The 13,439-nt window shown below is 53.2% G+C and carries 13 protein-coding genes; 3 read left to right on the forward strand and 10 right to left on the reverse strand.

What is annotated here, in order from left to right:
- Nucleotides 1-50: 50 nt before the first annotated feature.
- Entirely contained in the window at nucleotides 51-2,240 is a 2,190-nt protein-coding gene (gene fadB, locus AC534G_RS24760; protein WP_085049784.1) for a fatty acid oxidation complex subunit alpha FadB, read from the forward strand.
- A gap of 9 nt (nucleotides 2,241-2,249) precedes the next feature.
- On the forward strand, nucleotides 2,250-3,413 hold the full coding sequence (fadA, locus tag AC534G_RS24765) for an acetyl-CoA C-acyltransferase FadA (RefSeq protein WP_038634440.1): 1,164 nt from the start codon (nucleotides 2,250-2,252) through the stop codon (nucleotides 3,411-3,413).
- A 213-nt stretch (nucleotides 3,414-3,626) separates the two neighbouring features.
- Here fadA and AC534G_RS24770 read toward each other — a convergent pair whose 3' ends face one another.
- The 4 genes from AC534G_RS24770 to ubiD form a co-directional block, all read right to left on the reverse strand.
- Nucleotides 3,627-4,607 (reverse strand): LacI family DNA-binding transcriptional regulator, encoded by a 981-nt coding sequence (locus tag AC534G_RS24770; protein ID WP_110496349.1) that lies wholly within the window; start codon nucleotides 4,605-4,607, stop codon nucleotides 3,627-3,629.
- Nucleotides 4,604-5,530 carry an ROK family protein gene (locus AC534G_RS24775; RefSeq protein WP_110496351.1) on the reverse strand — a complete coding sequence of 309 codons (927 nt, stop codon included), beginning with the start codon at nucleotides 5,528-5,530 and terminating at the stop codon, nucleotides 4,604-4,606. The genes AC534G_RS24770 and AC534G_RS24775 overlap by 4 nt, the downstream gene beginning before the upstream one ends.
- Nucleotides 5,531-5,758: 228 nt before the next feature.
- Nucleotides 5,759-6,460: an NAD(P)H-flavin reductase gene (gene fre / locus AC534G_RS24780; RefSeq protein WP_038634448.1), complete on the reverse strand. Its 702-nt coding sequence runs from the start codon at nucleotides 6,458-6,460 to the stop codon at nucleotides 5,759-5,761.
- Nucleotides 6,461-6,500: 40 nt separating this feature from the next.
- Complete coding sequence (gene ubiD / locus AC534G_RS24785; protein ID WP_069325078.1) at nucleotides 6,501-7,994, reverse strand: 4-hydroxy-3-polyprenylbenzoate decarboxylase; 1,494 nt, start codon at nucleotides 7,992-7,994, stop codon at nucleotides 6,501-6,503.
- 204 nt (nucleotides 7,995-8,198) lie between these two features.
- Here ubiD and rfaH point away from each other — a divergent pair, with 204 nt between their 5' ends.
- The gene (gene rfaH, locus AC534G_RS24790; RefSeq protein WP_038634455.1) at nucleotides 8,199-8,687 is read left to right on the forward strand and encodes a transcription/translation regulatory transformer protein RfaH; all 489 of its coding nucleotides are present in this window, start codon (nucleotides 8,199-8,201) and stop codon (nucleotides 8,685-8,687) included.
- 6 nt (nucleotides 8,688-8,693) lie between these two features.
- Here rfaH and tatD read toward each other — a convergent pair whose 3' ends face one another.
- The 6 genes from tatD to ubiJ form a co-directional block, all read right to left on the reverse strand.
- Nucleotides 8,694-9,476, reverse strand: coding sequence for a 3'-5' ssDNA/RNA exonuclease TatD (tatD, locus tag AC534G_RS24795; protein WP_038634456.1), 783 nt, complete (start codon nucleotides 9,474-9,476; stop codon nucleotides 8,694-8,696).
- A gap of 41 nt (nucleotides 9,477-9,517) precedes the next feature.
- Entirely contained in the window at nucleotides 9,518-10,309 is a 792-nt protein-coding gene (gene tatC, locus AC534G_RS24800; RefSeq protein WP_038634459.1) for a Sec-independent protein translocase subunit TatC, read from the reverse strand.
- A gap of 2 nt (nucleotides 10,310-10,311) precedes the next feature.
- Complete coding sequence (gene tatB, locus AC534G_RS24805; protein WP_085049780.1) at nucleotides 10,312-10,860, reverse strand: Sec-independent protein translocase protein TatB; 549 nt, start codon at nucleotides 10,858-10,860, stop codon at nucleotides 10,312-10,314.
- A gap of 3 nt (nucleotides 10,861-10,863) precedes the next feature.
- Entirely contained in the window at nucleotides 10,864-11,118 is a 255-nt protein-coding gene (gene tatA, locus AC534G_RS24810) for a Sec-independent protein translocase subunit TatA (RefSeq protein WP_003017888.1), read from the reverse strand.
- A gap of 78 nt (nucleotides 11,119-11,196) precedes the next feature.
- Complete coding sequence (gene ubiB / locus AC534G_RS24815) at nucleotides 11,197-12,837, reverse strand: ubiquinone biosynthesis regulatory protein kinase UbiB (protein ID WP_069325080.1); 1,641 nt, start codon at nucleotides 12,835-12,837, stop codon at nucleotides 11,197-11,199.
- On the reverse strand, nucleotides 12,834-13,439 hold the full coding sequence (ubiJ, locus tag AC534G_RS24820; RefSeq protein ID WP_110496353.1) for a ubiquinone biosynthesis protein UbiJ: 606 nt from the start codon (nucleotides 13,437-13,439) through the stop codon (nucleotides 12,834-12,836). The genes ubiB and ubiJ overlap by 4 nt, the downstream gene beginning before the upstream one ends.

Raw genomic sequence — 13,439 nt, forward strand, 5'->3', positions numbered from 1 at the left:
TTCGATTCATCTGGTATGACCAGATCACCTTGCGGATTCAGGAGACTGACATGCTTTACAAAGGCGACACCCTGTACCTCGACTGGCTGGAAGATGGCATCGCCGAACTGGTGTTCGATGCCCCTGGTTCGGTCAATAAACTCGACACGGCCACCGTTGCCAGCCTGGGCCATGCGCTTGACGTGCTGGAAAAACAACCGAATTTAAAAGGGCTGCTGCTGCGCTCTAACAAAGCAGCCTTTATTGTCGGTGCCGATATCACCGAATTCCTTTCATTGTTCCTCGTGCCTGAAGAACAGTTGAGCCAGTGGCTGCATTTTGCCAACAGCGTCTTTAATCGTCTGGAAGATCTACCTGTTCCGACCCTCTCAGCGGTAAATGGCTATGCGCTGGGCGGCGGCTGCGAGTGTGTGCTGGCGACCGATTACCGTCTGGCAACGCCGGACCTGCGCATCGGCCTGCCGGAAACCAAGCTGGGCATTATGCCGGGCTTTGGCGGATCCGTGCGTATGCCACGTATGCTGGGCGCGGACAGCGCGCTGGAAATCATTGCTGCGGGTAAAGATGTTGGTGCTGAGCAGGCGCTGAAAATCGGCCTGGTCGATGGCGTCGTGAAACACGAGAAACTGCTTGATGGCGCGATCGCCATATTACGTCAGGCGATTAACGGCGATCTCGACTGGAGAGCCAAACGCCAGCCGAAGCTGGAACCGTTGAAACTCAGCAAAATTGAAGCGGCGATGAGCTTTACTATCGCCAAAGGTATGGTGGCGCAGACGGCCGGGAAGCATTATCCCGCACCAATCACTGCCGTGAAAACGATTGAGGCGGCAGCCCGTTTTGGCCGTGAAGAAGCGCTGAACCTGGAAAATAAAAGTTTTGTTCCACTGGCGCACACCAGTGAAGCTCGCGCATTGGTTGGGATCTTCCTTAACGATCAGTTCGTGAAAGCCAAAGCCAAAAAGCTCACCAAAAATATTGAGGCGCCAAAGCAAGCGGCGGTGCTGGGCGCGGGGATTATGGGCGGCGGTATCGCTTACCAGTCGGCCTGGAAAGGCGTGCCGGTTGTGATGAAAGATATCAACGACAAATCATTAACGCTGGGCATGACCGAAGCGGCCAAGCTGCTGAACAAACAGCTCGAGCGCGGCAAAATTGACGGCCTGAAAATGGCGGGCGTGATTTCCACTATCCATCCAACCCTCGACTATAGCGGCTTCGAGCGTGTGGACGTGGTAGTCGAAGCGGTTGTGGAAAACCCGAAAGTGAAAAAAGCGGTACTGGCGGAAACCGAAGATAAGGTACGCCCGGACACCGTACTGGCTTCGAACACCTCAACCATTCCAATCAACGAACTGGCCAGCGTGCTCAAACGCCCGGAAAACTTCTGTGGCATGCACTTCTTTAACCCGGTGCACCGCATGCCGTTGGTTGAGATCATTCGCGGCGAAAAAAGCTCAGATGAAACCATCGCTAAGGTTGTCGCCTGGGCAAGCCAGATGGGCAAAACGCCAATTGTGGTCAACGACTGCCCTGGTTTCTTCGTCAACCGCGTGCTGTTCCCCTATTTTGCCGGTTTCAGCCAGTTGCTGCGCGACGGAGCGGATTTCCGCAAAGTCGACAAAGTGATGGAAAAACAGTTTGGCTGGCCGATGGGTCCGGCTTATCTGCTGGACGTGGTGGGGATTGATACCGCGCATCACGCACAGGCGGTGATGTCTGCGGGCTTCCCACAGCGTATGCAGAAAGATTATCGCGATGCGATCGATGCCCTGTTTGATGCTAACCGTTTCGGACAGAAAAACGGTCTCGGGTTCTGGCGTTATAAAGAAGACAACAAGGGCAAGCCGAAGAAAGAAGAAGATGCCGCCGTTGATGGTCTGCTGGCAGAGGTCAGCCAACCGAAACGCGACTTCAGCGATGACGAGATTATCGCCCGCATGATGATCCCAATGGTCAACGAAGTGGTGCGTTGTCTGGAAGAAGGCATTATCGCCAGCCCGGCAGAAGCCGATATGGCGCTGGTGTATGGCCTGGGCTTCCCTCCGTTCCACGGCGGTGCGTTCCGCTGGCTGGATACGCTCGGCAGCGCGAAGTATCTCGATATGGCCCAACAGTATCAGCACCTTGGCCCACTGTATGAAGTTCCGGCCGGTCTGCGTGATAAAGCGCGCCATAACGAACCGTATTATCCCCAGGTTGAGCCAGCCCGCCCGGTTGGCAGCCTGAAAACGGCTTAAGGAGTCACAATGGAACAGGTTGTAATTGTTGATGCGATCCGTACCCCGATGGGCCGTTCAAAAGGGGGAGCGTTTCGTAACGTGCGGGCAGAAGACCTCTCCGCACATTTAATGCGTAGCCTGCTGGCGCGTAATCCGGCGCTGGAGCCATCCGCGCTTGACGATATTTACTGGGGCTGCGTGCAGCAAACGCTGGAGCAGGGTTTCAATATCGCTCGTAACGCGTCACTACTGGCGGAAATCCCACATTCAGTACCGGCAGTGACCGTTAACCGTCTGTGTGGTTCATCCATGCAGGCGCTGCATGATGCAGCACGCATGATCATGACCGGCGATGCTCAGGCGTGCCTGATTGGCGGCGTGGAACATATGGGCCATGTGCCGATGAGTCACGGCGTTGATTTCCACCCGGGTATGAGCCGCAACGTGGCGAAAGCCGCGGGGATGATGGGCCTGACGGCGGAAATGCTCTCCCGCATGCACGGTATTAGCCGTGAAATGCAGGATGCCTTCGCCGCACGTTCACACGCTCGCGCCTGGGCTGCTACACAGTCTGGCGCATTTAAAAATGAAATCATCCCGACTGGCGGTCATGATGCAGACGGCGTGCTGAAGCAGTTTAACTACGATGAAGTTATCCGCCCGGAGACCACGGTTGAAGCGCTTTCTACCCTGCGCCCGGCATTCGATCCGGTTAGCGGCACGGTGACGGCCGGTACCTCTTCCGCGCTTTCCGATGGTGCTGCCGCGATGCTGGTCATGAGCGAAAGCCGTGCCCGTGAGCTGGGTCTGACGCCACGTGCCCGAATTCGTTCAATGGCCGTTGTCGGCTGCGACCCTTCCATCATGGGTTACGGTCCGGTTCCGGCTTCAAAGCTGGCGCTGAAAAAAGCGGGGCTCTCCACCAGCGACATCGGCTTGTTTGAGATGAATGAAGCTTTTGCCGCCCAGATCCTGCCGTGTATTAAAGATCTGGGGCTGATGGAGCAGATCGACGAGAAGATCAACCTCAACGGCGGGGCGATCGCATTGGGTCACCCGCTGGGTTGTTCCGGTGCGCGTATCAGCACTACCCTGCTCAATCTGATGGAACGCAAAGACGTACAGTTTGGTCTGGCGACGATGTGTATCGGGTTAGGTCAGGGCATCGCGACGGTATTCGAGCGAGTTTAATCAAGGCACGCCGGGGGCGCTTCGCTTGCCCGGCCTACGAAATGTTATCTCAAAGGCATTGGTGCCAGAACAAGGCGGCAAGTGAATGAATCCCGATGAGCTTACGTGTAGTAAGTGATTCGGGTGAATGAGCGCAGCCAACACAGTTATGGTGCCAATGGCGAAGAGAGAAAATTTAGTTGCCGTTCTTCCCGCCTGTCAGGGGCGGGTTTTTTATTTCCCTGAACTACCACGTACCACTAACTGCACCGGCAGCAGCAGATTCTCTTCCTGCTTCTCTTCCAACAGTAAACGCAGCGCTTCCCGACCCAGCTGTTGCTTATCAACCGCGATAGTACTCAGCGGCGGATGTGACCAGGCTGCAGCATCAATATCATCAAACCCTACCAGCGCAAGGTCTTCCGGGATACGTATGCCCTGCTGCGCGCACACTCTTTGAACAACCATCGCTGCCGCATCGTTATAGGCAAAAATGGCATCGGGTGGCTCCGGCAACCTGAGCAGCTCATTAACCGCCTCTACCAAAGATTGCTCGGTATCGAGCAACGGCGGCGCGATGGCTTCGTACTCTGGCGGCATCAGCAACCGGGCTTCATACAATGCCTGACGATAGCCCTTCTCACGCTGACGAATACTGTAGTGAGAAAGTGTACTGGCAAGAAACGCGATGCGGTTGCGACCTTGTGCAATCAGGTGTTGCGTGGCCAGATAGCCGCCCTGGGTATTGTCCGGATTGACACAAGGCAGGCCAGGCGCCCAGAGATCCACCAGCACCAGCGGCAGTTTCATCTGTTGCAGCAGCCCAAGCAATTCAGGCTCAAAAAATCCGGCGCAGATCAGCGCATCCGGCTGGTGCAGCAGCACCTGCTCACTCACCGTATCACCCGGACCGATAGACAGAAAGCTCAGCGCAATACCATTCTCGCGACAAAGATCTTCTATACCTAACAGCAGTTGGGAGTAAAACGGTAATGCGCGGCTGATATTGTGCTGACGATGCAGCAAAAACAGGACGCGTTTGATCTTGTCGCTGCGCAAGCGGGAAAAATCATAACCCTGCTGCTGCGCCACAGAAATAATGCGCAACCGGGTATCTTCACGCAGCCCCGGCTGCCCTTTTAGGGCGCGGGAAACAGCGCCAACTGAGACCCCACATGCTTCGGCAATGTCTCTGATACGTACAGGTTTCGTCATTTCACTCTCATTGATTCTACGCAGGCTCGTTGCGCCCCCAGCCAGGCGGCACCACGTACGCCGCTGCTGTCGCCGTGTCTGGCCGGAACGATCGGTGTACGGCACTGTTTACCAAATACGTACTGTGCTACTCGCGCCTGCAAGCCAGAATACAGTAAATCGATATTAGATACCCCGCCCCCCAACACAATCACATCGGGATCGAGCGTATTCACCACGCTTGCCAACGCCCGCGCCAGTTGATCGCAATAGCGTTCCCATAACAAACAGGCATCTGCATCACCCGATTCTACCTGGCGCATAATTTGTGGCACACCCGCATGTTGCGCGGTGTGGTTCAAATACTGGCGTTCCAGGCCGCTGCCGGAAATAAAGCTTTCGATACAGTTCAACTGTCCGCAATAGCATGTCACTGCGGCCCCATCCCGGGATTCATGATAACGCGGCAAGGCATTATGCCCCCACTCGCCTGCGCAGGCGTTAGGACCGGAAATCAGGCGGTTATCGATACACACACCGCCGCCGCAACCGGTACCGAGGATGACGCCAAAAACGACGCTGTGCCCATATCCGCTGCCGTCCATCGCCTCTGACAGTGTAAAGCAGTTAGCATCGTTGGTGACGGGCACAGCCATCCCTAATGCTTGCTCAAGATCTTGCGCAAAGCTCTGCTGATTCAGCACCAGAATGTTGGAGTTTTTGATTAACCCTTCGCTATCCACCGCACCGGGCACCCCAACGCCAACCGAGAAAGGCTGATTAACGGCCTGCCTGGCCTTAGCAATCATCTCCGTTACGGCGTGGAAAAAATCGTCATAGCTCTGCTTTGGGGTTGCGCATCGCTCGCGATAAACAATTTCCCCCGTATTATCAATCACTACCGCTTCGATTTTAGTCCCGCCAATATCCAGGCCAAGCCTCATGGTTTTTCCCTCGTTTGCGCCTTGTAATGTGATGCTGCATAGCTTGCCAACTTTGTTTACTAAACAAAAAGAGTTCCGTCACAAAAGCTTATTTTTATGATTAATAGATAGCCAAAAAATGTTTACTAAAAACTGGTGAGGAAAGAAAGGCAACGAGACCGGGCTTGCACCCTGTAGTAGAAGTAAGGTGAGTAATGAATGCGCCGGAAGGGCTCCGGCGCACAGCGCTTAAATAAACGCGAACGCGTCGCCAAACAGGCGGTCTTCACGCGCACTACGTTCATTGCAGAACAGATCGCGCGCGATTTTAGCCATTTCAAAACGTCCGGCAATGTAGATATCGTGTTCCGCCAGGGTACCGTAATCCTGTAATACTGCCGTTAATACGGTGCCCGTACGGCCACGCCAGCCTTCTTCAGGCTGTTCTACCACTGGCTCAACGCGCAGATTCGGATGATTTACTGACAGCGCTTCCAGCTCAGAGAGATCGTAGAGATGCTTCTCTTCGCGCCCGCCCCAGTAAATAGTGATATCGCGATTTGGATTGCGCGCCAGCGCGGTAAGCAGAATGGAACGCGCGTAAGAGAATCCCGTCCCACCGGCAATCAGGAGCAACGGTCGTTCGTCCTCATCACGTAGCCAGGCTTCGCCATGCGGAATGTCGACCTTAATTTCCCGGTCTTTCAGAATGCGGTCCATCACGGCCATGGCGTACAGATTTAGCTCAGAAGCGCCAACGTGCAGTTCAATGAACCCCTGCTCGTCCGGCGTAGATGCCATGGAGAACGGGCGCTTATCTCGTTCGTCCATCACGACCATTAAATACTGGCCGGCACGAAAGGAAAACGCCGCGTCTGGCACTAAACGAACGCGATATACGGTGTCAGTGATAGCTTCTACCGAGGTCACTTTACAGCTTAAGGTTGTCATGCGCTCTCTCTGTCGGATCAATAGGCAAAACGATCGCGCCTCAGGCGCTTTTGCCGTCATTAAAGATGGCCAGTTCATCCCAAATTGCGTCAATACGTGCAGTGACTTCAGGATCTTTTTTTATCGGACGTCCCCATTCGCGTTGGGTTTCGCCCGGCCATTTATTGGTGGCATCCAGCCCCATTTTTGAACCAAGACCGGAAACCGGCGAGGCAAAATCCAGGTAATCAATGGGTGTATTCTCTACCAGTACAGTATCCCGGGCCGGGTCCATACGCGTCGTAATCGCCCAAATCACATCATTCCAGTCGCGTGCGTTGACGTCATCATCGCAGACAATAACAAATTTGGTATACATAAACTGACGCAAAAACGACCAGACACCCATCATGACGCGTTTGGCATGACCTGCGTACTGTTTTTTCATCGTTACCACGGCCAGGCGATATGAGCAGCCTTCCGGAGGCAGGTAAAAGTCGACGATTTCCGGAAACTGCTTTTGCAGAATAGGCACAAAGACTTCATTCAGAGCCACGCCAAGCACTGCGGGCTCATCCGGCGGGCGTCCGGTGTAGGTAGAGTGATAAATTGCATCTTCACGCTGAGTAATGTGCGTGACGGTAAAGACCGGGAAGCTATCTACTTCATTGTAGTAACCAGTATGATCGCCATATGGTCCTTCCGGGGCCATTTCACCCGGTTCGATATAGCCTTCCAGCACAATTTCAGCACTGGCAGGCACTTCCAGATCGTTGGAAATACATTTGACCACTTCAGTTTTGGTGCCACGCAACAGCCCGGCAAATGCGTACTCAGATAATGTATCCGGGACAGGGGTAACAGCGCCCAGAATTGTTGCCGGGTCTGCTCCCAAGGCCACAGAAACCGGGAACCGTTCACCAGGATGCGCCGCGCACCACTCCTGATAATCAAGCGCGCCGCCGCGATGGGAAAGCCAGCGCATAATGAGCTTGTTTTTGCCAATCAGCTGCTGACGATAGATACCGAGATTCTGCCGCTCTTTATGCGGGCCGCGCGTAACGGTCAGCCCCCAGGTAATCAGCGGCGCAGCATCCTCTGGCCAGCAGGTCATAATCGGAATACGGTTTAAGTCGACTTCATCGCCTGAATAGATTTTTTGCTGGCAAGGCGCGCCGCGTAACCGCTTAGTCGGCATGTTCAACACCTGCTTAAACTGCGGCAGCTTATCGAACAGATCGCGAAATCCTTTCGGTGGCTCAGGCTCTTTCAAAAACGCCAACAGCTTACCCACTTCCCGTAGCGCCGAGACATCTTCTTGCCCCATCCCCATCGCCACACGCTTCGGTGTGCCAAACAGGTTACACAGCACCGGCATTGTATAGCCTTTAGGATTTTCAAACAGTAACGCAGGCCCACCGGCACGCAAGGTGCGATCGGCAATTTCAGTGATCTCCAGATGGGGATCCACCTCAAGCGAAATGCGTTTGAGCTCGCCCTGCTGTTCAAGCAGCGTCAGGAAGTCGCGTAAATCGTGATATTTCATGGCGTCCATTGTGGCCTCTTCGTAAGCGCTTCATTATACGGCGTTCATCATTGTGATGCTGTATTTTTGTTAAATTAGCGTGAACTCTGGCGATACATATAAGGCCTGGGAGTATATACCCATTGGGTTTCAGCCTGCTTTGCGGCGGGTATAATTAACTTAACTCATGGCTTTTGCTATGCTGGCGCTCAGAACAAGCGGATAAGAGTTATTATGCAATCCTGGTATTTACTGTACTGCAAACGTGGGCAACTTCAGCGAGCCCAGGAACATCTGGAAAGACAGGCGGTGAACTGCCTGACGCCTATGATCACCCTGGAAAAAATGGTGCGCGGTAAACGGACCACAGTCAGTGAACCCCTATTCCCTAATTATATGTTTGTCGAGTTCGACCCGGAAGTGATCCACACCACCACCATCAATGCCACGCGTGGTGTCAGCCATTTCGTCCGTTTCGGTGCGACGCCGGCGACCGTTCCTTCTCCCGTCATTCATCAACTTTCCATCTATAAACCTGAAGGTATTGTTGACCCTGAAACCCCTCATCCGGGGGACAGTGTGATTATTACCGAAGGTGCGTTTGAGGGGTTGAAAGCGATCTTTACCGAACCTGATGGCGAAGCGCGTTCCATGCTGCTGCTTAACCTATTGAATAAAGAGGTTAAGCAGAGCGTGAAAAACACTGGCTTTCGAAAAATTTAAGTCGCCTTAGAAAGTCACTTCAAACAGCGTTCTGACGTTCGCATCAATGGTTGCTGACAACCATTGAGGATCCTCGCCGCGCCAATGGGCAATACGCTCAAGAATATGGGGTAGGTGTGCAGGTTCATTGCGCCGTGACGCTGGTTTAGGCGTTAAATCCCGGGGAAGTAAGTAGGGCGCATCGGTTTCGATCAGCAATCTCTCAACCGGGATAAAGGGCAGCAGCTCACGCAGTTCCATGCCCCGGCGCTCATCACACACCCACCCGGTGATACCAATGTAAAGACCGCGGTCTACACAGTCCTGCATCTCCTGGCGCGAGCCTGTAAAGCAGTGCAGCACCGCACCGGGCAGGCTGTCCAGCCATGGCTCCAGTAACGTCAGAAAACGCTCATGGGCGTCCCGACAATGCATGAAAACCGGCATCTGCAGTTCAGCAGCAATGCGCAGTTGTGCCACAAAAGCACGCTCCTGCTCCTGCGGCGTGGAGAAATTGCGATTGAAATCCAGGCCGCACTCACCAATAGCGACCACCTGTGAATGGTTTGCCAGCGCAATAATTTCTGCTTCTGTTGAGGACTGCCATTGGCTGCTGTCATGCGGGTGCACGCCAGCCGTGGACCAGCAATGCGGATAATGCTGCGCCAACGTTAAAGCCTGCTGGCTTTCGTGCAGGTTTGTTCCGGTCAGAAGCATTCCGTTTACGCCCGCAGCAAAGGCGCGCGCCACGACCTCATCCCGGTCTTTCGCAAATTGTGAACTGGTTAAATTAACGCCAATATCAAACATGCTTCCTCCCATATGACAACCGCCCTGACGGGCGGTTGCGTTTATTCTTCAGTTTTCTCGGTGGCTTCAGCTTCTTTTGCTTCTTCAGCCTCGTTATCCTCATCTCGCGTACGTCGCTTACCGACATAGAATCGAGAGAAGAACACACCCACCTCGAACAGGCAGTACATCGGTATCGCCAACAGCGTTTGCGAGAAGACATCAGGCGGGGTCAATAGCATCCCGACGACAAATGCGCCCACTACAACGTAAGGGCGTTTCTTGCGTAAGTCTTCAGGCGTCGTAATGCCCATCCAGCATAGCAGCACAATGGCGACAGGGACCTCAAAAGAGACACCGAAAGCCATAAACAGCGCCATTACGAAACTGAGATAGCTGGCAATGTCTGTCGATACCTGTACGCCTTGCGGAGCCGTATTGGCAAGGAAACCAAACGCCAACGGGAAGACGACAAAATAGGCGAATGCCATACCGATGTAGAACAATAACGAACTGGAGACCAACAACGGCACAACCAGGCGACGTTCATGTTTGTACAAAGCAGGCGCAATGAATGCCCAGACCTGATAAAGGATCACTGGCGCTGACAGAATCAGCGACACCATGAAGGTTAACTTTATCGGGGTAAAGAACGGCGAGGCCACATCGGTGGCGATCATTGTTGCGCCCTGCGGCATCTGTTTGATCAACGGCGCCGCAACCATATGGTAAATGTCGTTGGCAAAGTACACCAATGCCAGAAAGATCACGAACACAGCAATAATGCAGTTCAGGAGTCGCTTACGCAGCTCAATAAGATGCGTGATGAGCGGTTGGGTATCTTCTACAGCCATGTTTACGGTTTATCACTCGACGAGGGGGAGGATTCGACAACAGGTGCGGCAGCTTTCTTTTCTGCATCCATCAACGTGGCGGAAGTGTTTTCCGTCGGCTCTGGCGTTTTAGCACCCGTGGATTCCGGTTTTTGCTCCGGCGAACTGGCCTGGTTTTCAGCGGCAGCTGGGGTGACCCCTTCTCGCTGCGCTTCACCGTCTTTCACCACCGGATTATGGATAGTGTGCGCTTCATCGCTGGCTTTCTCAGGATCGTGCACGCTATAAGAACGCTTCATCGACTCCGCCGCTTCACGCAGCTCATCCATTGATGCTTTCAGCTCCGGGGTCAGATTTGTCAGGCTCGCTTTCTCTACTTTCTTCAGGCTGTCCTGGAATTCCTGAAGCTTAAGCTCCTGGGTCAGTTCGTTCTGAACAGTAGTTGCAAGGGAACGCAAAGCGCGAACCCAGCCAGCAACCGTTTTTACCGCCACGGGTAATCGTTGCGGCCCCAGGACAATGAGGCCGATCACGAATACCAATAACAGTTCGCTAAAACCGATATCAAACACGGATTATACCTGCTCTTTATCTTGGCTTTTGGCGTCTTCCTTTTTCACTTCGCCCTGCTTATCGGTAATGGATTTAGCAGTAAAATCAGCGTCCTGGCTGGTTTTATCTTGCTTAGGTTCATCATCACCCATCGCTTTTTTGAAGCCTTTAATAGACGCGCCAAGATCGGAACCGATGGAGCCGAGTTTCTTGGTGCCAAATAGCAGTACAACGATGACGGCAATGATCAACAACTGCCAAATACTGATACCACCCATACATGTTCCTCTGTCATAGATGATGAATTAATAAGGCCGTAGTATACGTTACACGGCCTGCCTTGGGCGATGAAAAATTCAGCGCATTTTGCGCCAGCCGATTATCCAGGCTATGACGCCTCCCGCCATTAACCAGCCCGGCATAAGCCCCCACTCAGGGCGGCTTACCAGCAGGAATGTTCCACTTAGCAACAATGTTGCGCCAATGCCCAATAAATAACGGGATTGTCCCTGACGCACATGATTCGCGTGAAGCTCGCGGGCAATCTTATCAACACTGTGCTGTAAATATTTGCCCTGGCGCAAACTGTCATACACCAGTTCAGGTATTTCTGGCATTTTTTCGACCCAGAACGGAGCTTTTTCTTTAAATGCCCTGACGAGCGCAGGAATACCGACCTGATCTTTAATCCAGGATTCGAGAAACGGCTTGGCCGTTTTCCACAAATCTAACTGCGGATAGAGTTGTCGTCCGACACCTTCAACGTACAGCAGCGTCTTCTGGAGCAAAACCAACTGAGGCTGGACTTCCATATTGAATCGACGCGCGGTGTTAAACAGATTCAACAGCACGTGGCCAAAGGAAATCTCCGCCAGCGGTTTTTCGAATATCGGCTCGCACACGGTACGGATTGCAAATTCAAACTCTTCAACGTTGGTATCAGGCGGAACCCAACCTGAATCCACGTGCAGTTCGGCAACTTTGCGGTAGTCTCGGTTAAAGAACGCAATAAAGTTTTCAGCAAGATAGCGCTTATCTTCTTTATTTAAAGAACCCACAATCCCGCAATCAATACCAATGTATTTCGGGTTTTCAGGGTGCTCATAACTCACGAAAATATTCCCAGGATGCATGTCCGCATGGAAAAAACTGTCGCGAAATACCTGAGTAAAGAAGACCTGCACGCCGCGTTCAGCCAACAACTTCATGTTGGTGCCATTCTTCTCAAGCGTTGCGACATCCGATACGGGGATACCATATATGCGCTCCATCACCATCATGTTCTGACTGCAATAGTCGGAATACACTTCCGGGATGTACAGCATCGGGCTATCTTCAAAATTACGTCGCAGCTGAATTGCGTTCGCCGATTCGCGCAGCAGGTTCAGCTCATCAATCAACGTTTTTTCATACTCGCGGACCACTTCTGTTGGCCGTAGACGACGGCCATCCGGTAGCAGACGAGGAACCCAGCGCGCAAGGCGGTAAATCAGTTTTAAATCCGCTTTAATGACCGGCAGTATGTCCGGGCGGATAACTTTGATCACCACCTCTTTACCATTGGACTTCAGTCGTGCGGTATGGACCTGAGCAATAGACGCGGATGCCAGCGGCGTGATCTCAAAATCATCAAACCACTCCTCAACGGGCAGCCCGCCCATGGCTTCTTCGATTTGTTCTTTCGCTCGCTGCCCATCGAATGGGGCAACGCGATCCTGCAATAGGGCAAGCTGATCGGCGATGTGCGGTGGGAAAAGGTCACGACGGGTAGAGAGCATTTGCCCAAATTTGATCCACACCGGGCCGAGCTCCTGTAAAGCCAGTCTCAGCCTTTCTCCCAGCGGTTTGTCTTTATGTTGGTTGGGCATCCAGAACAGCGAGTAACGCCACAACCGAAGCGGCAGCGTGATACGCATTTTAGGGATGAGTTCATCAAGACCGTAGCTTAAGAAAGTGCGAATGATGAAATAAAGGCGCCGTACTTCACCTGGCGTCATTTGGCCTCCAGTTTTTCCAGCCGTTTGGCCAGAGATTCGACCGCACGTTCAACGGCTGCCGTTTCTTCTGCAAACCATGCAACCTCGAGCGAGCCGGGAGCCATACGCCACTCTTCGGTGATCGCTTCGGCTACATAGCGCTGCTGGCGCTGAATGTTATGGCGCAAGAACTTCGCGCCGCCACGCAAGACTTTGCTGACCCCCTCCGCGACGATATCGCCGGTATAGGGCGCTAACAGTTCTGCGGGATCAAACTCAGCCAGATCGGCCAGCGCCACAAAGTTCTGCACCACCAGGATATCACCCTGAACCTCCAGCTCACCGCTGCGAATAAGCGTGGTAAGTTGCTGGCGGTCGCGTAATTTCGGCAACACGCTGGCATGTGTGATTACTGTGCAATCGGCTTCGCCTTCCCATGCCCCCAGCACATCGACCTGGCGCTCACTAAACACCAGGACTAAGGGTGTTGAAAATCCTTTAAGATCAACACGCAGCACCTTGCTCTGTAAACGCGTTCGGGCTGATTTCAGCGCAGGAGAACGATACAGAAAGGTATTGAGCAGATTTTCAACGCCTGCGGTCACTAAGGGTTTTAAAGGCAT

It is taken from the genome of Citrobacter sp. CRE-46 (genome assembly GCF_059615875.1).

Excerpts from the sequence above, each read along its gene's own strand:
- fadB (WP_085049784.1), top strand. The coding sequence starts at position 51 with ATGCTTTACAAAGGCGACACCCTGTACCTCGACTGGCTGGAAGATGGC.
- fadA (WP_038634440.1), top strand. The coding sequence starts at position 2,250 with ATGGAACAGGTTGTAATTGTTGATGCGATCCGTACCCCGATGGGCCGT.
- ubiB (WP_069325080.1), bottom strand. The coding sequence starts at position 12,837 with ATGACGCCAGGTGAAGTACGGCGCCTTTATTTCATCATTCGCACTTTC.
- ubiJ (WP_110496353.1), bottom strand. The coding sequence starts at position 13,439 with ATGCCTTTAAAACCCTTAGTGACCGCAGGCGTTGAAAATCTGCTCAAT.
- fre (WP_038634448.1), bottom strand. The coding sequence starts at position 6,460 with ATGACAACCTTAAGCTGTAAAGTGACCTCGGTAGAAGCTATCACTGAC.
- AC534G_RS24770 (WP_110496349.1), bottom strand. The coding sequence starts at position 4,607 with ATGACGAAACCTGTACGTATCAGAGACATTGCCGAAGCATGTGGGGTC.
- AC534G_RS24775 (WP_110496351.1), bottom strand. The coding sequence starts at position 5,530 with ATGAGGCTTGGCCTGGATATTGGCGGGACTAAAATCGAAGCGGTAGTG.
- ubiD (WP_069325078.1), bottom strand. The coding sequence starts at position 7,994 with ATGGACGCCATGAAATATCACGATTTACGCGACTTCCTGACGCTGCTT.
- rfaH (WP_038634455.1), top strand. The coding sequence starts at position 8,199 with ATGCAATCCTGGTATTTACTGTACTGCAAACGTGGGCAACTTCAGCGA.
- tatC (WP_038634459.1), bottom strand. The coding sequence starts at position 10,309 with ATGGCTGTAGAAGATACCCAACCGCTCATCACGCATCTTATTGAGCTG.
- tatD (WP_038634456.1), bottom strand. The coding sequence starts at position 9,476 with ATGTTTGATATTGGCGTTAATTTAACCAGTTCACAATTTGCGAAAGAC.
- tatA (WP_003017888.1), bottom strand. The coding sequence starts at position 11,118 with ATGGGTGGTATCAGTATTTGGCAGTTGTTGATCATTGCCGTCATCGTT.